Annotated in this window: 14 protein-coding genes and 3 tRNA genes; 11 read left to right on the top strand and 6 right to left on the bottom strand. The window is 71.0% G+C overall.

What is annotated here, in order from left to right:
- Positions 1-179 precede the first annotated feature (179 nt).
- The 5 genes from IG08_RS0141755 to IG08_RS0141735 form a co-directional block, all read right to left on the bottom strand.
- Positions 180-254, bottom strand: a tRNA-Asp gene (locus IG08_RS0141755).
- A gap of 95 nt (positions 255-349) precedes the next feature.
- A complete protein-coding gene (gene hrpA, locus IG08_RS0141750; RefSeq protein ID WP_030615867.1) occupies positions 350-4309 on the bottom strand; it encodes an ATP-dependent RNA helicase HrpA in 3960 nt (1319 codons plus the stop codon).
- Positions 4310-4380: 71 nt separating this feature from the next.
- Positions 4381-4776, bottom strand: coding sequence for a hypothetical protein (locus IG08_RS61810; RefSeq protein WP_234343098.1), 396 nt, complete (start codon positions 4774-4776; stop codon positions 4381-4383).
- 58 nt (positions 4777-4834) lie between these two features.
- Positions 4835-4911 (bottom strand) — tRNA-Phe (locus IG08_RS0141740).
- A 24-nt stretch (positions 4912-4935) separates the two neighbouring features.
- A tRNA-Asp gene (locus IG08_RS0141735) sits at positions 4936-5010 on the bottom strand.
- Positions 5011-5312: 302 nt separating this feature from the next.
- Between IG08_RS0141735 and IG08_RS0141730 the strand changes: the two genes are divergently transcribed.
- The 7 genes from IG08_RS0141730 to IG08_RS0141695 all read left to right on the top strand — a co-directional run bounded on the left by IG08_RS0141730 (position 5313) and on the right by IG08_RS0141695 (position 12412).
- Positions 5313-5807 carry an O-methyltransferase gene (locus IG08_RS0141730; RefSeq protein WP_052425084.1) on the top strand — a complete coding sequence of 165 codons (495 nt, stop codon included), beginning with the start codon at positions 5313-5315 and terminating at the stop codon, positions 5805-5807.
- 30 nt (positions 5808-5837) lie between these two features.
- Complete coding sequence (locus tag IG08_RS0141725; RefSeq protein ID WP_030615859.1) at positions 5838-6548, top strand: hypothetical protein; 711 nt, start codon at positions 5838-5840, stop codon at positions 6546-6548.
- Positions 6548-7993 carry an FAD-binding oxidoreductase gene (locus IG08_RS0141720; protein WP_052425083.1) on the top strand — a complete coding sequence of 482 codons (1446 nt, stop codon included), beginning with the start codon at positions 6548-6550 and terminating at the stop codon, positions 7991-7993. The genes IG08_RS0141725 and IG08_RS0141720 overlap by 1 nt, the downstream gene beginning before the upstream one ends.
- Positions 7990-8763 carry an SDR family NAD(P)-dependent oxidoreductase gene (locus tag IG08_RS0141715; RefSeq protein ID WP_030615854.1) on the top strand — a complete coding sequence of 258 codons (774 nt, stop codon included), beginning with the start codon at positions 7990-7992 and terminating at the stop codon, positions 8761-8763. Before IG08_RS0141720 ends, IG08_RS0141715 begins: the two co-directional genes overlap by 4 nt.
- A 150-nt stretch (positions 8764-8913) precedes the next feature.
- A complete protein-coding gene (locus tag IG08_RS0141710) occupies positions 8914-9879 on the top strand; it encodes a GNAT family N-acetyltransferase (protein ID WP_158812330.1) in 966 nt (321 codons plus the stop codon).
- A gap of 32 nt (positions 9880-9911) precedes the next feature.
- Positions 9912-10745: an ester cyclase family protein gene (locus tag IG08_RS56095; protein WP_052425082.1), complete on the top strand. Its 834-nt coding sequence runs from the start codon at positions 9912-9914 to the stop codon at positions 10743-10745.
- Between the two features lie 35 nt (positions 10746-10780).
- Positions 10781-12412 carry an FAD-dependent oxidoreductase gene (locus tag IG08_RS0141695; protein ID WP_030615844.1) on the top strand — a complete coding sequence of 544 codons (1632 nt, stop codon included), beginning with the start codon at positions 10781-10783 and terminating at the stop codon, positions 12410-12412.
- Positions 12413-12462: 50 nt separating this feature from the next.
- On the opposite strand, the gene IG08_RS0141690 is transcribed toward IG08_RS0141695, so the two are convergent.
- On the bottom strand, positions 12463-12951 hold the full coding sequence (locus tag IG08_RS0141690; RefSeq protein ID WP_030615842.1) for a MarR family winged helix-turn-helix transcriptional regulator: 489 nt from the start codon (positions 12949-12951) through the stop codon (positions 12463-12465).
- Positions 12952-13076: 125 nt separating this feature from the next.
- Here IG08_RS0141690 and IG08_RS0141680 point away from each other — a divergent pair, with 125 nt between their 5' ends.
- The 4 genes from IG08_RS0141680 to IG08_RS0141665 all read left to right on the top strand — a co-directional run bounded on the left by IG08_RS0141680 (position 13077) and on the right by IG08_RS0141665 (position 17812).
- Positions 13077-14621 carry an FAD-dependent monooxygenase gene (locus tag IG08_RS0141680; RefSeq protein WP_052425081.1) on the top strand — a complete coding sequence of 515 codons (1545 nt, stop codon included), beginning with the start codon at positions 13077-13079 and terminating at the stop codon, positions 14619-14621.
- 34 nt (positions 14622-14655) lie between these two features.
- Complete coding sequence (locus tag IG08_RS0141675) at positions 14656-15669, top strand: methyltransferase (RefSeq protein ID WP_052425080.1); 1014 nt, start codon at positions 14656-14658, stop codon at positions 15667-15669.
- A gap of 48 nt (positions 15670-15717) precedes the next feature.
- Positions 15718-16695 carry a quinone oxidoreductase family protein gene (locus tag IG08_RS0141670; RefSeq protein ID WP_030615833.1) on the top strand — a complete coding sequence of 326 codons (978 nt, stop codon included), beginning with the start codon at positions 15718-15720 and terminating at the stop codon, positions 16693-16695.
- Between the two features lie 139 nt (positions 16696-16834).
- Positions 16835-17812, top strand: a complete 978-nt coding sequence (locus tag IG08_RS0141665) for a quinone oxidoreductase family protein (RefSeq protein ID WP_030615830.1) — start codon at positions 16835-16837, stop codon at positions 17810-17812.
- Positions 17813-17876: the final 64 nt, after the last annotated feature.

Here is a 17876-nt window from a genome sequence, read left to right as displayed (position 1 = left end):
TCCAGCCTCGGCCGGCAAAATCCAGCCCCTCCGGCGTTTGAGGAGCGGGGTCTGGGGCGGAGCCCCAGAAGGATGGGACGGGTAGGGGCGGCGGGGGCGGGAATCTGCGTCGAGAAGTGCGCTCCGCACACGAAGAAGGCCCGCTTCCCTTGACGGGGGCGGGCCCTTCTCTATCTATGCGGTCCTGACGGGATTTGAACCCGCGGCCTCCACCTTGACAGGGTGGCGAGCACTCCAAACTGCTCCACAGGACCTGGTTTCGCGGCACTTGGTGTTGCGCTGTGCTGCGAAAAGAGACTGTACAGGAGGGGTGGGCCCGGGGGCGAACTCACCCAGCGTGCAGGCCCTGTTACGGAGCGGCCGCGTCGATCGCCTTCACGATCCGTTTGTCGGAGACCGGGTACGCCGTGCCGAGCGCGTGGGCGAAATAGCTGACCCGGAGCTCCTCGATCATCCAGCGGATGTCCAGGACCGAGGACGGGACCGGGCGTCCCTGGGGCAGCTGCTCCAGGAGCCACGCGTACTCGTCCTGCATCTCGTGGACCTTCTCCATGCGCGTCGTGTCCCGCTGGACGCCCGTCGGCATCTGCTGGAGGCGCCGGTCGGCCGCCACCAGGTACCGCATCAGGTCCGGCAGCCGCCGCAGCCCCGCCTCCGTCACGAAGCCCGGCTTCACGAGGGCGTCCAGCTGCGCCCGAACGTCCGCGAGGTTTGCCAGCAGCGCAGGGCTCCGTACGGCCTTCAGGCGGCGCTCACAGGCCTGCCAGGCGGCAAGGACCTGCTGCACCTGGCCCACCGTCCGCACGGTCGTGTCGACGATCTCGGCGCGCACCTTGTCGTAGAGCTTCCGGTACGACTCCTCGTCCCACGCCGGCCCCCCGAAGTCGGCGATCAGCTTGTCCGCGGCCGCCATCGCGCAGTCGTCGAAGAGGGCCTGGATCGAGCCGTGCGGGTTGGCGGAGAGCGCGAGCTTCTGGGGGTTCGTCAGCTTCTCCGACGCGAACTTGGCAGGGTTCACGGGGATGTTGCGGAGGATGAGCCTGCGCGTGCCCTTCCACATCGCCTCCGCCTGCTCGGCCTCCGTGTCGAAGAGCCGTACGGACACCGTGTCGCCGTCGTCGACCAGCGCCGGGTACGCCTTCACCGGCTGGCCGGCCCGGCGGGTCTCGAAGAGGCGGGTGAGCGTGCCGATCGTCCAGTCGGTGAGGCCCTTGCGTTCCAGGGACTCGCCGCCCTGACGTTCGGCCGTCGCCGCTGCCGCCTGCGAGATCGCCTGGCGCGCCTTCGGCTTCAGTTGGAGCTTCAGGGCCTCCAGGTCCTTGTCCTCGGCCAGCTTGCGGCGCCGCTCGTCGACGATCCGGAAGGTGATGCGGAGGTGCTCGGGGACCCGGGACTGGTCGAAGTCGTCGGCGGTGAAGGGGACTCCGACCATGCGCTTCAGCTCGCGGGCCATGGTCACCGTCAATGGCTCCTGGAGCGGTACTGCCGTGTCCAGGAACCGCTTCGCGAAGTTCGGCGCCGGCACGTAGTTACGGCGGATCGGCTTGGGGAGGGAACGGATCAGCTCCGTCACCAGCTCCTCCCTCAGGCCCGGGATCTGCCAGTCGAAGCCCTCGTCCGTCACCTGGTTCAGGACCTGCAGCGGGACATGGACGGTCACGCCGTCCGCGTCCGCGCCCGGCTCGAACTGGTACGTCACCCGGAACTTCAGCGGACCCTGCTGCCAGGAGTCCGGATAGTCGGCCTTGGTGACCGCCTCCGCCGACTCCCGGATGAGCATCTCCCGCTCGAAGTCCAGGAAGTCCGGCTGCTCGTGCCGCTTGTGCTTCCACCACGAGTCGAAGTGGGCGCCGGACACGACGTGCTCGGGCACCCGCTCGTCGTAGAAGTCGAAGAGGGTCTCGTCGTCGACCACGATGTCCCGGCGCCGCGCCCGGTGCTCCAACTCCTCGACCTCGCTGAGGAGTTTGCGGTTGTCGGCGAAGAACTTGTGGTGCGTGCGCCAGTCGCCCTCGACCAGGGCGTTGCGGATGAAAAGCTCGCGGGAGGTCTCCGCGTCGATCCGGCCGTAGTTGACCTTGCGCTGGGCGATGATCGGGACGCCGTAGAGCGTGACCTTCTCGTACGCCATCACCGCAGCCTGGTCCTTCTCCCAGTGCGGTTCGCTGTAGGTCCGCTTGAGGAGATGCTCGGCGAGGGGCTCGACCCACTCCGGCTCGATCTTGGCGTTGACGCGGGCCCAGAGACGCGAGGTCTCCACCAGCTCCGCCGACATCACGAAGCGCGGCTGCTTCTTGAACAGGGCCGAGCCCGGGAAGATCGCGAACTTGGCGCTGCGGGCGCCCAGGTACTCGTTCTTGTTGCCGTCCTTCACGTCCTTCATGCCGATGTGCGAGAGCAGACCGGCGAGGAGGGAGACGTGGACGCTCTGGTCGGCCGCGTCCTCCTCGTTCAGATGGATGCCCATCTGCTTGGCGACCGTCCGCAGCTGCGTGTAGATGTCCTGCCACTCGCGGATGCGCAGGAAGTTCAGGTACTCCTGCTTGCACATGCGCCGGAAGGAGGAGGAACCCCGCTCCTTCTGCTGCTCACGGACGTATCGCCACAGGTTGAGGTAGGCGAGGAAGTCGCTGGTCTCGTCCTTGAAGCGGGCGTGCTGCTGGTCGGCCTGCGTCTGCTTGTCGGCAGGGCGCTCGCGCGGGTCCTGGATGGAGAGCGCGGCGGCTATGACCATGACCTCGCGGACACAGCCGTTCTTGTCGGCCTCCAGGACCATGCGGGCGAGGCGCGGGTCGACGGGCAGCTGCGCCAGCTTGCGGCCGGTGTCCGTGAGCCGCTTGCGTACGTCCTTCTGCGCCGGGTCCAACGCGCCCAGTTCCTGGAGGAGTTGGACGCCGTCACGGATGTTGCGGTGGTCCGGCGGGTCGATGAACGGGAACTTCTCGATCTCGCCGAGGCCGGCCGCGGTCATCTGCAGGATGACGGAGGCGAGGTTCGTCCGCAGGATCTCGGCGTCCGTGAACTCCGGACGGGCGTTGAAGTCGTCCTCGGCGTACAGCCGGATGCAGATGCCGTCACTCGTACGACCGCAACGGCCCTTGCGCTGGTTTGCGCTCGCCTGCGAGACCGCCTCGATGGGCAGCCGCTGGACCTTGGTCCGGTGGCTGTACCGGGAGATGCGGGCGAAGCCGGGGTCGATGACGTACTTGATGCCCGGGACGGTGAGGGACGTCTCGGCGACGTTCGTAGCCAGAACGATCCTGCGGCCCGTGTGCTGTTGGAAGACGCGGTGCTGCTCGGCGTGGGAGAGCCGGGCGTAGAGGGGGAGGACCTCGGTGAACCGGTAGTTCTTCTTCGTCAGTGCGTCCGCGGTGTCGCGGATCTCCCGCTCCCCGGAGAGGAAGACGAGGATGTCGCCCTTGCCCTCTCCCTGCAGCTCCTCCACGGCATCGCAGATCGCGGTGATCTGGTCGCGGTCGGAGTCGTCCGAGTCCTCTTCGAGGAGCGGCCGGTACCGCACCTCCACCGGATACGTCCGCCCGCTGACCTCGACGATCGGCGCATCCCCGAAGTGCCGCGAGAACCGCTCGGGATCGATGGTCGCGGAGGTGATGACGACCTTGAGATCGGGCCGCTTGGGCAGCAGCTGGGCCAGATAACCCAGCAGGAAGTCGATGTTGAGGGACCGCTCGTGGGCCTCGTCGATGATGATCGTGTCGTAGGCGCGCAGCTCGCGGTCGGTCTGGATCTCGGCGAGCAGGATGCCGTCCGTCATCAGCTTGACGAAGGTGGCGTCCGGGTTCACCTGGTCGGTGAACCGCACCTTCCAGCCGACGGCCTCGCCGAGCGGGGTGTCCAGCTCCTCGGCGACGCGCTCGGCGACGGTACGGGCGGCGATACGACGGGGCTGGGTGTGCCCGATCATCCCCTTGACCCCGCGACCGAGCTCCATACAGATCTTCGGGATCTGGGTGGTCTTGCCGGACCCGGTCTCACCGGCGACGATGACGACCTGGTGATCACGGATGGCGGCCGCGATGTCGTCCTTCTTCTGGCTGACGGGCAGCTGCTCGGGATAGGTGACGGCGGGCACACGCGCACGCCGCGCGCCCATCCGCTCCTCACCCTTCCCGACCTCGGCCTCGATCTCGGCCATGACGGCGGCACGGGCCTCCGGCTTGCGGATCTTGCGCGCGCCTTCGAGCCTGCGCCCGAGCCGGTGCGCATCGCGCAGGGACAGCTCGGTCAGGCGGGCGGCGAGATCCCCGAGTGCGGGAGTGCCGGGGGCGGGGGCAGGGTGCGTAGACATACGCGATCCAGGATCTCATCCCCGGGAAATCCGTGGCGAACGCTTTTGCCGCCGCGCGCTGTGATCTCGGCTCAGGGCGTCGGCGGTGCCGGCGGTGCCGGCTGCGGCGCCTGGGCCTGCTCGGCCTGCGCCTGCGTTGCCGCCGCCTGCGCCTGAGACGTCGCCGCTTGCGCCTGGGATGTCGCCGACTGGGCCTGGGTTGTCGCCGACTGCTGCTGGACCATCGACTTCGCCGTATTCGATACGGCCTTGATGCCCAGGTAGGCGGTGGTCATGCTGCTCACCGCCGTGAACGCGGCCGTGAGGACGCCGACGATCACGGCCTTGTCCCCGTCGAGCCGCCAGACGCCGAAGATCGCGACTCCGGCGATGGCGACATTGCTGATGATCACGGCGAGCAGCCCGTACAGCGACCGGCTCTTGTCGAGCGCGTTGTCCTGAACGGTCTTCGTCTCGTCCTGTTCCATTGCCCCGCCCCTTCGGCACAACGTCGAAGACCCCGTCCGGCTGGACGAGGTCTTCGGGTGGTGGCTGGGGCCGGGGTCGAACCGGCGACCTATCGCTTTTCAGGCGATCGCTCGTACCAACTGAGCTACCCAGCCACGAGGTTTCCGGGGAAACCTCAGCGGTCCTGACGGGATTTGAACCCGCGGCCTCCACCTTGACAGGGTGGCGAGCACTCCAAACTGCTCCACAGGACCTTGCTGTTGTGCGAACCAGTGAACCCAGTGTCGCACACCGTTTTGCGTGTCCCCACCGGGTTTCGGCCGCTCGCACCGGTGAGTGTGGAGGGGCTTGTCAGCTGGGGTGACGTCGCTGGAGCAGCGTATCAGAGGATGAGCTGTGCCCTGAAAACGAGCAGCGCCCGGGCTCGGCCGCGGTCTTGAGGGCGACTGGAGGCTCGCTCGGGGAGCGGTCCAGGGGCGTCGCCCGCCGACCGCGGGTCTGTAACGCTCGGCCGGGAGATCTCGAATGTCTCGACACTCGTGACGGGGAGTTCCGCATGCCTGATTCCACCTCGACCCTCCTGCGACAACTGGTGCTGGCGGCCGGACCGCTCAATGTGCTCCAGGCCGGCTGCCCGGACGAGTCGTCCACCGCGTGGATCGCGGCGGCGCTGCGGGAGAACGGACGGGGCCGGGTTCTGTGCTGCGAGCCGGACGCCGTACGTGCCGGGCTGGCCGCGGCGGCGGTGGAGAAGGCCGGGCTCGGGCGGTACGCACAGGTGCGGGTGGGCAGTCCGGAGCGGCTGCTGCCGGCCGTGCCCGGGCCGGTCGATCTGCTGCTGCTCGGGGGGCCGCCGGAGTCCTTCCTGACACTGCTGAAGCTGATGGAGCCCAGGATGCTGCCCGGTGCGGTGATCGTGGCGTACGGCGTCCGGGACGTGCCGGGGCGGTGCGCGGAGTTCCTGACCCACATCCGGGTTCCCGGCAGCGGTTATGTCTCGCTGCCCCTTCCCTTCGACGGTGGCGTGGAGATGGCGGTCTGCGCCGCCTGACCGCGCCGAGGACTCATGCCGAGGAGCGCTGTGGCTGTTCGTCCGTTCGACCCCCGGCTACTGCCCGAGGGACATCCCGACAAGATCGCCGTCCCGGCGCGGGGCACCGTCCTGGACGGTCTGTGGCGGGGGCTGGTGCGGTACTGCCTGCGGCCGTCGTACCGGGGTCTGGTCGCGCTCGGGTCCATGCACGTGGCCGCGCTCTGGCATCCGGAGTTCGGCCCCCACTTACAGGAGTCCCGTCCACAGGACTCCCGCCCGCAGGACGCCCACCTACAGGACGCCCACCTACAGGACGTCTCGAGCGCGTCTCCAGAGCGCGCCGGAAGGCTGGCCGCACCATCCCACTTCCCGATCCCGAGGAGAACCGTGATGAGCGACGCACGTCTGGTCGGCACCTGGACCACGCAGCTGGACGACGACGGAAAGGCCGTACCCGGACTGGTCTCCTTCTCGGCGGACGGCTCGGTCGTCTCCACCCAGCTCAACACCAAGAACATCGGCCTCGGCACCTGGCGTGCCACGGGCCCCGGCACCTTCGAGTACGGCTTCCACGTCCTGGCCGCCGACCCCGAGGGCAAGCATGTCGGAGAGGCGCATGTCCGGGTGTCGGGCGAGTTCGTCTCGGACACCGAGTGGCAGGGCACGGGCGGCGCCGAGTTCTTCGACCCGCAGGGCACCAAGCTGCGCGGGCACGCGGGCTCCAAGGTGACCGCCGGCAAGTTCGGCATCGACGACTGATGCGGGCGGCAGCGCTGCGGGACCGGATCGGCGGGGAGCTGGTCCTGCCGGACGATGCGGGCTACGCCCTGGCCGGACAGCTGCAGAACACCGAGTACGACACGATCGAGCCGTACGCCGTCGCGTACTGCGCCTCCGAGGAGGACATCGCCCTCTGTGTGCGCCATGCCCGGGACCGGGGGGTGCGGCTGCACGTCCGGGGCGGCGGCCACAGCTTCAACGGCTGGTCGACCGGTGAGGGGTTGGTCGTCGACCTGTCCCGGATGAACCACGCCGTGGCCGAGGGGCCCCTGGTGCGTCTCGGGGCGGGCGTCCGGTCGCTGGACGCGCTGGACGCCCTGCGGACCCAGGGCCGCCAGCTCGTCACCGGCACCTTCCCCACGGTCGGCGCGGGCGGGTTCCTGACCGGCGGCGGGATCGGCTGGCAGACCAGGCGGTTCGGGCTGGGCAGTGACCTGGTCACCGGGGCGCGCGTGGTGCTCGCGGACGGCAGGACCGTCCGCTGCTCGGCCACCGAGGAGCCCGATCTGTACTGGGCGCTGCGCGGCGGTGGCGGAGGCACCTTCGGGGTCGTCACGGAGTTCGAGGTGCGGCCGGTCGAGGCGCCCACGTTGATCGCCTTCGAGACGCTCTGGGCGTACGACGACGCCGTGGAGGTGCTGACGGCCTGGCAGGAGTGGGCCGTCGAGGGGCCGGACGAGCTCGGCACCTCGCTGGTGGTGCTGCCGGGCATGTTCGGGCCCGGCGGGCGTCCCGTGGTCCGCGTCTGGGGGGTGCACCTGGGCACGGAGGAGGAGGTGCGCACCGGGCTCGACGAACTGGTGGAACGGACCGGGAGCAAGCCGCTGAGCAGGACCGTCGGTCCGCCGGGCGGATATGCCGAGGTGATGCACGAGGCGCTGTGCGGCTCGAAGACGGTGGCCCAGTGCCATCGCACCGGCACCGGCCCCGAGGCCGAGGGCCACCGGCATCCGTACACCCGGCAGAGCTACCGGCTGACCGGCCGGGCCGCGACCCGGGCGGAGTCGGCGGCGCTGCTCGACGCCTGGGACCCCGCGCTGGACGCGGTGGGCCAGGAGCGCTACCTGCTGTGCATCGCGCTGGGCGGTGCGGCGAACCGGGTGCCGAGGACCGCGACGGCCTACGCCCACCGGGACGCGCGGTTCCTGATCGGCTATCAGTTCGCCTGCCGTGACGTGGCGGAGGACGCGGCGGCCCCGGCGCGGCTGACCGCCCTGGCCGACCGCGCGGCGACGGCACTCGCGCCGCTCGCCAGCGGCTCGTACATCAACTTCCCCAGTTCCCGGGTGAGCGCGGACTGGGAGACGGAGTACTTCGGCGAGAACCGCGACCGGCTGCGCGAGGTGAAGCGGGCCTACGACCCGGAGGACTTCTTCCGGCACGCGCAGAGCATCGGCATCGGCAAGGGGGAGTCACAGTCATGAGGACGGATCTGCGGGACAAGGTGGTGCTGGTCACCGGTGCCTCCTCGGGCATCGGCCGGGCGACGGCCATGGCGTATGGGGAGGAGGGGGCCAGGGTCGCGATCACCTTCCACACCAACGAGGACGGTGCCCGGGAGACGGCCCGGCTGGTGACCGAGGCCGGCGGTACGCCGCTGGTGGTGCGGTACGACCTCGCGGACGAGCAGGCCATACGGGACGCGGTGGGCCGGGTCGCCGAGGAGTGGGGTGGCATCGACGTACTGGTGGCCAACGCGGTGGTCTGGAGCGAGGCGATACCGCGTCCCGGGCAGCCGGTGCCGCGCTTCGAGGACGTACCGGCGAAGCAGTGGCAGGAGGTGCTGCGCAACTCCGTCGAGGCCGTGTTCCACACCCTGCAGGCGGCGCTGCCCTGGATGCGCGGGCGTCCGTGGGGCCGGGTCGTGCTGCTCGGCGCGGGCCTCGCGGACACCGGCAAGGCGGGCGCGGGAGCGTACGGCGCGGGCAAGTCCGGGCTCTTCGGGCTGATGCGGAGTCTGGCCTGGGAGCTGGGGCCCGACGGGATCCTGGTCAACATGGTGGTGCCGGGGCAGACCGGTACCGAGACCGTGCGGGCCCATGTGCCGCCCGGGTTCCTGGAGGAGAAGGGCAAGAGCCTGCCGTCGGGGCGGATGTCCGCGCCCGAGGACGTCGCGAACGCCGTCGTCTTCCTCGGCTCCGCCGCCAACGGCAACACCAACGGCGAGACCCTCCGGGTGACGGGCGGGGCCTGACGGGTCCGCCCGCGCGCGCCGCCGTACCGGGCCCCGTGGCCCTCCGGGACCTCGACGTCCTGGAGGGCCACGGGGCTCAGCTGTGCCCACCTTCCTGGTGTCGAGTTGTCCTCGACGGTGCTTCGAGAGGTGCCCGACACCGTGTGGGGCATGGAGATTCGAAGCCTCGACGGTGATGAGCCGGCGACCATCGCCGCTCTGCTTCCCGGGTTCCGGGAGACCATGACGCTGGAACTGCCCGGCGATCCGCCGGTGACGGAGGCGCTCCTCGCGCGGCTGTTCCAGCGGCGGCACGGGACGGAGCGGATCGTGCTCGTCGCGTACGACGACGACACCCCGGCCGGTGTGCTGAAGCTCGGGCTCGACCTGGGGGATCCGGCCGGGCCGGGGCACGGTTCGCTGTGGGTGTTCCCCGGCTTCCGGCGGCGCGGTGCCGGGCGGGCCCTGGCGGCCGCGGGGCTGGCGGCCCTGCGGGAGCGGGGACGGGAGCTGCTGCTGGCCGACGCTCCGAGGGCGACGGCCGGTGAGCGCTTCGCCGCTGACCTCGGCGCGGACCTCGTCGGCGAGACCGTACGCAACCGGCTGCGGCCGGCCGGACCCGCCCGTGCGGTGCTGGAGGCCGCGGTGGCCCGGCCGGTGCCCGGCTACCGGCTGGTGTCGTGGCACGGGCCCTGCCCCGACGACCTGGTGGAGTCCTACGCGCGGGCCTGGAGCGCTCTGGAGGAGCGGGTCAACGGCCAGGCCCGGGTACGGCGTCCGAGCGTCGACGACGTACGGGCGCGGGAGGCCGAGGCCGAGCGGGCCGGTCATCTGCCCCACGTGGTGGCGGCGTTGCCCGGACAGGGCAGCGAAATCGTCGCGTACAGCACCTTGTTCGTGCGGGACAGCCCGATGGCGGACGCCGGCGAGACGCTGGTGCTGCCGCGGCACCGGCGGCGCGGACTCGCCACCTGGCTGAAGGCCGAACTGCTGCTCGGGGCGGCCCGGGAGAACGAGCGTCTCGCGCTGGTCCAGGTCTTCAACGACACCGCCAACACGGCCGTGGTCGAGCTCAACAGGCGGCTCGGCTTCGAGGCCGACTCCCACTGGTCGACGTACGCGCTCAAGGCCGCCTGAGCGGTCGTACTCCACTGATCCGAGAGGAACCCATGACCACTGTGATGCCCGCCGGGCAGCGCACGCGCAACGCCGAGCTGGTCCGCGACCTGTACGGGACGCTGTACCGCGAGCACCGCTTCGAGGAGGCCGGTCGCTTCTTCCACGCCGACCACGTCGAGCACGACCCGATCGACTGGAAGACGCCGGACCGGCGTGGGCTGTCGGCGGACATCGATCATCTGGTGGCCGACAACGACCGGGTGATGCTCTTCGCGACCTGGACCGGGCGCACCCCTGCCGGGGCCGAACTCAGGCTGCACACCGCCGAGTTGTACCGGCTGCGGGACGGCAGGGTCGCCGAGCACTGGAACGTGGTGGACCGGGACGTGCTCGCCGCGCACGGTGTGGACGGCGGGCCGGAGCGGAGCGGTCAGCCGGCCGCTCCCGGGCTGCACGGCCCGCACAGCGACACCGAGCGGGCCAACGCGGAGCTGGTGCTCGGCGCGTACCGCGACGTCTTCAGCGAGCACCGGCTGGAGCTGGCCGAGCGCTACTACCACCAGGACTACCGGCACCACAACATGCGTACGGACGCGGTGCCGGACGGGCTCGACGCCTTCAAGGCGTTCTTCGCGGACAACATCGCCGCCTTCCCCGACCTGGTCACCACCGTGGACCACCTCGTCGCCGCCGACGACCGGGTGATGGTGTTCGTGACCTGGACCGGCACGCTCACCGGGGCCTGGAGCGGGGGCGGTCCCTCCGGGCTGCCGCTCGAGATGCGCACCTGCGACCAGTTCCGGATCGAGCGCGGGAAGGTCGCCGAGCACTGGGAGGTCGTCGACTACCTGGCGCTCGGCAAGGCGGGGCTGCCGACGCCGTGAGCAGCATCCACAACCGTTCCGAGAGGGGTTCCGCGATGACTTCCCATTCCGACAGCGCACCCGTCCTGATCGTCGGCGGCAGCCTCGTCGGGCTGTCCACCGCTCTGTTCCTCGCCCGTCACGGGGTCCGCTGCACCCTGGTGGAGCGGCATCCGGGCACCTCCATCCATCCGCGGGCCGTCGGCTACTACCCCCGGACCGGGGAGCTGCTGCGCCAGGCCGGGGTCGAGGACGCCGCTGTACAGGACGCCTCGGGGTTCGCGACGCACCGCACCCGGGCCGGGGTGACTTCCCTGGCGGGTGAAGTGCTGTTCAGCAAGGAGGAGTTGGAGGGCGACGACGAGCTGGGCGACCTCACGCCGTCCCGGCTGCTCCTCCTTCCCCAGGACCGGCTGGAGCCGTTGCTGCGGGACCGTGCCGTGGAGCTCGGCGCCGACCTCAGGTTCGGTACCGAGCTGCTGTCCTTCGCGGAGGACCCGGACGGGGTCACCGCCGTCCTCGGTGACGGGGCCGGCGGGACCAGCACCTTCCGCAGCTCCTACCTGGTCGCCTGCGACGGGCCGCGCAGCACCGTGCGGGAGGCGCTGAAGGTGCCCCGGCAGGGGCGCGGGGTGCTGTCCCGGCATGTGAGCATCGCGTTCGGCGCGGATCTGCGGCCGGTGCTGGGGGAGCGCCGCTACAGCGTGGTCCATGTGAAGAACCCCCAGGTCACGGGCATCCTCGTGCATGACGACCGGCTGACCGGGGGCACGCTGATCGTCGGGTACCGGCCCGAGGACGGCGAGAGCCTGGAGGACTTCACCGACGCCCGCTGCGCCGAGCTGGTGGGTGCCGCGATCGGGGCGCCCGGGGTCGAGGTGACGATCCGTTCCCGCTTCCCCTGGGACATGGCGGAGCAGGTCGCCGAGGGGTTCGTGCACGGGAGGGTGCTGCTCGCCGGGGACGCGGCGCACGTCGTACCGCCGACCGGGGGCTACGGCGCCAACACCGGGATCGCCGACGCCCACAACCTCGCCTGGAAGCTCGCTCTGGTGGTCGACGGGGTCGCGGGGGCCGGTCTGGTGGAGACGTACGACGCCGAGCGGCGGCCGGTGGCGGTCTACACGGCCGAGCAGGGATCCCTGCAGCTCGCGGTGCGGTCCGGCAGTGCCACCCCCGAGCAACAGGCTGCCGCGGCGGACGCGGTGACGGTGACGTCGGGGCAGGCCTACCGTTCCGCCGCGGTCGTCGAGGAGGCGGGGAGCGCGGCCCTGCCGGTCGCCTCCGATCCACGGGCGCTGCGCGGCGCGCCGGGGACCCGGGCGCCGTACGTGATGCTGTCGCGCGGTGGCGAACCCGTCTCCACGCTCGACCTGTTCGGGCGTGACTTCGTGCTGCTGGTCGGGGCGCGCGGCGGGGAGTGGATGTCCGCCGCGGTCGCGGCCTCCGCCGGGCTGGGGCTGAAGATCACCGCGCGCCGGGTGGTGCCGGGCGCGGGTGGCGGGGCGGGCTCACTGGCCGACCCGGACGACCACTGGTCCGAGCGCTACGGCGGTCTGCGTCCCGAAGGTGCCGTGCTGGTACGGCCGGACGGTGTCGTCGCCTGGCGGTCGGTGGGGGCGGATCCCGGGGGTGCGGAGAGCGCGGTGCTGACGGCGGTACTGCGGAGGGTCCTCGCGCGAGGGTGAGGACGCGGAAAAGGGCCCCGGCTGTGTGCCGGGGCCCGCTTCGCGTCCGGTCAGGCGGAACCCGGGTCCTGCTGCAACTCGCCCACGGAGTCGACGTACTTGATGAGCAGGCGGGCGAACTCGAGCCGCTCCTGCTCCGGCCAGTCCTGGGTGATGCGCTCGAAGGCCGCGCGCTGGTGGCGGCGGAAGCGGGCGAGCGTCTCGTGGCCCTCCGGGGTGAGCTGGAGGATCGTGCGGCGGCCGTCGCGCTGGGAGGCCGCGCGGATCAGATAGCCGGCGGTGATGCAGTCGGAGACCATCCGGCTCGCCACGGAGGGGTCGACGGCCAGCCGCTCGCCCACCACCCCGACGGTGATCTCCTGGCCCTCCGCGTCCGGACCGTCCTGGACGATGTTGAGCACCAGGGTCCTGGTGATGTCCTTGCGGGACACCTGCTTCTCGACGTTCAGCGCCTGGGCGCGCCGCAGTCGGGAGAAGGCGGGGCCGACCGCGTCGAGCAGATCCACTGCCTGCGGCGAGGGCTGAGTCGAAGTCTCCATGTCCGCATTCTAAGCGAGTTGATTACGGCAGACGAGCATCTGTATGCTCTCAATCCAATGCATGACGTAAAACATGTACCTGCTCACCAACATATACCTCGAACTCCTTCAGGAAGGGGCCCCACATGGCCACCGAGACGACCGACCGCGACTTCCAGATCGACTACGACCCCGCCTACGACTTCGACGTGCTCGTCGTCGGCGGCGGCCCCGTCGGCATGCTGCTCGCCGCCGAGCTCCGTATCTCCCGGGTCCGGGCCGTGGTGCTGGAGCGGCTGCCCGAACGCACCCCGCACTCCAAGGCCTTCGGCCTGCACGCCCGCTCCCTCGAGTCGCTCGACCGGCGCGGCCTGCTCAAACGGTTCCGCGAGGGCGCCCGCTCCTGGAACAACGGCCACTTCGCCGGGCTCGACGAGTGGGTCGACTTCTCCACCCTCGACAGTGCCCACGGCTACGCCCTGCTCTCCGAGCAGACCAGGACCGAGCGGCTCCTCGAGGAGCGCGCCGCCGAGTTCGGCGCCGACATCCGACGCGGCCACGAAGTCACCGCCATACGCCAGGACGCCGACGGCGTCGAGGCCGAGGTGACCGGCCCCGACGGCGTCTACACCCTGCGCGCCCGGTACGCCGTGGGCTGCGACGGCGGGCGCAGCCTGGTCCGCCGGGAGGCCGGCATCGACTTCCCCGGCACCGGCGGCCGGGTCACCGCCCGGCTCGGCGACGTGATCCTCGCCGACCGCGAGAACGCCCCCATGGGCATGGAGCGCACCGAACGCGGCCTGCTGTTCTGCGTGCCGCTGGACGACACCTACCACCGGGTGTCCACGTTCGACTTCCAGGCCGACCGGGAGCCGGGCGCTGAGCTCACCCTGGACGAACTGACCGCGAGCCTGCGCGAGGTCTGGGGCAGCGACCTCGGAGCGCACTCGCCGCGCTGGCTCTCCGTCTTCACCGACTCCGCCTGCCAGGCCGACCGTTACCGCGAGGGCCGGCTGCTGATCGCGGGCGACGCCGCCCACACCCACTTCCCGGTGGGCGGTCAGGGCGTCAACCTCGGTCTCCAGGACGCCTTCAACCTCGGCTGGAAGCTCGCCGCGAGCGTCCACGGCTGGGCTCCCGAGGATCTGCTCGACAGCTACGACCGTGAGCGCCAGGCCCCGGCCCGCAAGGTGCTGGCCAACACCCGTGCGCAGATCGCGCTGATGAACCCCGACCCGTACGTCACCCCGCTGCGCGAGCTCTTCACCGACCTCATGCGCAAGGAACAGGTGAACCGCCACCTCGCCGAGATGCTCAGCGGCGTCACCGTCCGCTACGCGATCGACGGTCCCGAGCACCGGCTGCTCGGCGACTTCGCCCGCGACCTGGAACTGACCACCGAGGAGGGCGCCAAGTCCCTCCCCAAGTACCTGAAGCGCGGCACCGGTCTGCTGCTCGACCTGACCGACGGTTCGCAGATCGGCCAGGTGTACGAGAAGTGGGCCGCGGGCGTCGGCTGGGCCGGACGACTCCAGCACGTCCGGGCGCAGTGCGCCCAGGAGCCGGAGCTGGCCGGTCTGCTGGTCCGCCCCGACGGCTACGTCGCCTGGGCCGCGGACCGGGACATGCCGGAGGCGGAGCAGCGGGAGTCGCTGGCCACCGCCCTCACCACCTGGTTCGGCACGGTCTGACGACGGGCCCCAACTCCCTTGTCGAAAGGACGAAGTGACCAGTCCCCCCACCACCCCACCCTGGTCGCAGGACCTACTGAAGAAGAGCGATCTGATCACCCCCATGGCGATCAGAGTGGCCGCCACGCTCGGACTCTCGGACCACATGGCGGCCGGAGCGGTCAGCGTCGAGTCGCTGGCCCGCGAGGCGGACGTGAACCCCGTCGCGCTGGGCCGGCTCCTCGGCCACCTGGTGAACGCCGGCATCTACCGCCCACTCCCCGACGGAGGTTACGAGCCGACCGAGCTCGGCGGCCTGCTGCGTGACGACGTCCCCGGCTCGGGCCGTGACTGGCTCCGGCTGGACGGTCCGACCGGCCGGGGCGAGGTCGCGGTGTTCCGGCTGCTGGACGCCGTACGCTCCGGCACTCCCGTCTACTCCGCGCTGTACGGCCGGGAGTTCTGGACGGACGTCGAGTCGGACGGCGCGCTCGCGGAGTCCTTCGCCCGGCGGATGGCGGCGAGCATGCGGTGGGTGATCCCCGAGCTGCTCGCACAGGGCGGCTGGAAGGCCGTACGGCATGTCGTCGACGTGGGCGGCGGCAGCGGCGAGCTGCTCGCGGCCGTCGTCGGCGCCGCCCCGGAGGCGAGGGGAACGCTCCTCGATCTGGCCGGGCCCGCGGCGGCGGCCGAGCGGGACTTCGCGGCCGCCGGACTTCAGGAGCGCTGCCGTGCGGTGGTCGGCAGCTTCTTCGATCCGCTGCCCGCCGGCGGCGACGCGTATCTGCTCTCCAACGTCCTGCTGAACTGGCCCGACGAGCGGGCGGCCGAGATCCTGCGGCGCTGCGCCGAGGCCGTCCGACCCGGCGGCCGGGTCATGGTCCTCGAAGGGCTGCTCGACGTGCAGACCGACCAGACCGATCTGGACCTGCGGATGCTCGTCTATCTGGGCGGGCGGATGCGCACCACCGAGCAGCTGCGCGAGCTGGCGGCCGAGGCCGGGCTCGCCCTGCGCCGGGTGACCGCCCTGGGCCCGGTGCGCTCGCTGGCCGAGTTCGAACCGGCCTGATCCCCCCCCACGTACACCAAGTCTTGTAATACACAGAGGAGCACAACCATGCGTATCGTCCGGCACCACGAGTTCGGCGCGCCTTCGGTGCTGAACGTCGAAGAGGCCGACAAGCCCGCCCTCGGCCCCGGCGAGGTGCTGATCCGCACCGAGGCGGTCGGCGTCAACTTCGCCGAGTGCCAGCGCCGGCAGGGCATCCCGGTCGGCGGTCCCGCCACCCTTCCCGGCTCGCCGGGCGGTGACGTGGCGGGCGTGGTCGAGCAGGTCGGCGAGGGCGTCGACCAGGTCCGCGTCGGGGACCGGGTGGTCACCGGTGTCGCCGTCGACGGGTACGCCGAGTACGTCGTCACGAACGCCGACTGGCTGTTCGCCGTCCCCGAGGGGATCGACGCCGGGCAGGCCACCTCGCTGCCCATCCCCGGCCAGACCGCCTACCACGTGATCACCACGGCGGCGAAGCTGCAGCCCGGGGAGTCCGTGCTGATCACCGCCGCGGCGGGCGGCATCGGCCATCTGCTGGTCCAGATGGCCAAGGCGCTCGGCGCGGGCCAGATCATCGCGGCGGCCCGCGGCGCGCAGAAGCTGGCGTTCGCCGCCTCGCTCGGCGCGGACGTCACCGTCGACTACAGCGAGGACGGCTGGGAGGAGAAGGTCCGGGCCGCGACCGGCGGCCGGGGCGTGGACGTAGCCCTGGAGACCGTCGGCGGGGACGTCCTCACCAAGTCCGTGAACCTCACCGCCCAGTTCGGGCGGACGGTGGTGTACGGCGCGGCGGGCGGCGAGCTGCCGGCCATCGAGGTCGGCGACATCTTCGACAACCGCATCGTCATGGGCTTCAGCATGTGGGGCGTGATGGGCAACCGGCCGGACGTCATGGCCGCGGGCGCGCGCGAGCTGCTGGACATGGTGTCGTCCGGCAAGGTCCGGCCCGTCGTGCACGCCGAGCTGCCGCTGAAGGACGCGGCGGCCGCGCACGAGCTGATGGAGTCGCGCTCCCAGCTCGGACGTGTGGTACTGGTTCCCTGACGCCCCTCATCGATATGCGCATTGACAAGCACATGCATTTAAGCATGTAATTGTCTCAGTAACCCCGTAACCCGGATCCCTGGGCGGAGCCGCGACGACCATCCGCGGCTCGAAAACACCTCCTAGTTGGGAGAACACCATGCGCATCGTCCGTCACTACGAGCACGGGGCCCCCTCGGTGCTGCGTGTCGAAGAGGCGGAGAAGCCGCAGCCCGGACCGGGCGAAGTGCTGATCCGCTCCGAAGCCGTCGGCGTCACGTTCGCCGAGGTCCAGCGCCGCCAGGGCATCCCCATCGGCGGCCACGCCACCCTGCCCGGCGCCCCCGGCGGCGATGTCGCCGGCGTCGTCGAGGCCCTCGGCGAGGGCGTCACCACCCTCCGCGTCGGGGACCGCATCGTCGTCGACGTCGACCACAGCGCCTACGCCGACTACGTCACCGCCGACGCCGCCTGGGCCATCGCCATCCCGGACACCATGGACGCCGCCGAGGCGACCCTGCTGCCCAGCCCGGCCCAGACCGCGTACCACGCCATCAAGGAGGCCGGCCAGCTCCAGCCAGGCGAGTCGATCCTGATCGACGCCGCCTCCGGGGGCGTCGGCCACCTCGCCGTGCAGATCGCCAAGGCGATGGGCGCCGGCAAGGTGATCGCCACCGCGAGCACGCAGGCCAAGCTGGACTTCGTGCGCGAGCTCGGTGCCGATGTCACCGTCAACTACACCGACGAGGACTGGGACGACCAGGTCAAGGCCGCGACCGGCGGCCGGGGCGTGGACGTCGTCCTGGAGACCGTCGGCGGGGACATCCTCACCAAGAGCGTCGCCCTCACCGCCCAGTTCGGCCGACTGGTCTTCTACGGCTCGGCCAGCGGCGACATCCAGCCCATCCACCCGCTGATGCTCAGCCGGATGAAGACCGTGGCCGGATTCGCCCTGTACGCCATGCTCTACAACAAGCCCGAGGCCATCGCGGCCGGTCAGCGCGACCTGCTCGACATGATCGCCACCGGCAAGGTGCGCCCGGTCGTGCACGAGCGGCTCGGCATCGAGGACGCGGTCAAGGCGCACGAACTGATGGAGGCGCGCGCCCAGCTCGGCAAGGTCGTGCTCGTCCCCTGACACGGGATCGGCGGCCGGCCGCCTCCCGACCGACGTGGCCGGTCACGGCCATCCCCCGTACGTG

Origin of the sequence: Streptomyces fulvoviolaceus (genome assembly GCF_000718165.1) — a bacterium.
GTDB lineage: Bacteria > Actinomycetota > Actinomycetes > Streptomycetales > Streptomycetaceae > Streptomyces > Streptomyces fulvoviolaceus.
Note: the sequence above shows the minus strand (reverse complement) of the source record. Positions and strands in the feature narration are given on the sequence as shown.

What these genes read in the sequence shown, in the direction of transcription:
- hrpA (WP_030615867.1), bottom strand. Translation starts at nt 4,309, where the DNA reads ATGTCTACGCACCCTGCCCCCGCCCCCGGCACTCCCGCACTCGGGGAT.
- IG08_RS61810 (WP_234343098.1), bottom strand. Translation starts at nt 4,776, where the DNA reads ATGGAACAGGACGAGACGAAGACCGTTCAGGACAACGCGCTCGACAAG.
- IG08_RS0141730 (WP_052425084.1), top strand. Translation starts at nt 5,313, where the DNA reads ATGCCTGATTCCACCTCGACCCTCCTGCGACAACTGGTGCTGGCGGCC.
- IG08_RS0141720 (WP_052425083.1), top strand. Translation starts at nt 6,548, where the DNA reads ATGCGGGCGGCAGCGCTGCGGGACCGGATCGGCGGGGAGCTGGTCCTG.
- IG08_RS0141715 (WP_030615854.1), top strand. Translation starts at nt 7,990, where the DNA reads ATGAGGACGGATCTGCGGGACAAGGTGGTGCTGGTCACCGGTGCCTCC.
- IG08_RS0141710 (WP_158812330.1), top strand. Translation starts at nt 8,914, where the DNA reads ATGGAGATTCGAAGCCTCGACGGTGATGAGCCGGCGACCATCGCCGCT.
- IG08_RS56095 (WP_052425082.1), top strand. Translation starts at nt 9,912, where the DNA reads ATGACCACTGTGATGCCCGCCGGGCAGCGCACGCGCAACGCCGAGCTG.
- IG08_RS0141695 (WP_030615844.1), top strand. Translation starts at nt 10,781, where the DNA reads ATGACTTCCCATTCCGACAGCGCACCCGTCCTGATCGTCGGCGGCAGC.
- IG08_RS0141690 (WP_030615842.1), bottom strand. Translation starts at nt 12,951, where the DNA reads ATGGAGACTTCGACTCAGCCCTCGCCGCAGGCAGTGGATCTGCTCGAC.
- IG08_RS0141680 (WP_052425081.1), top strand. Translation starts at nt 13,077, where the DNA reads ATGGCCACCGAGACGACCGACCGCGACTTCCAGATCGACTACGACCCC.
- IG08_RS0141670 (WP_030615833.1), top strand. Translation starts at nt 15,718, where the DNA reads ATGCGTATCGTCCGGCACCACGAGTTCGGCGCGCCTTCGGTGCTGAAC.
- IG08_RS0141665 (WP_030615830.1), top strand. Translation starts at nt 16,835, where the DNA reads ATGCGCATCGTCCGTCACTACGAGCACGGGGCCCCCTCGGTGCTGCGT.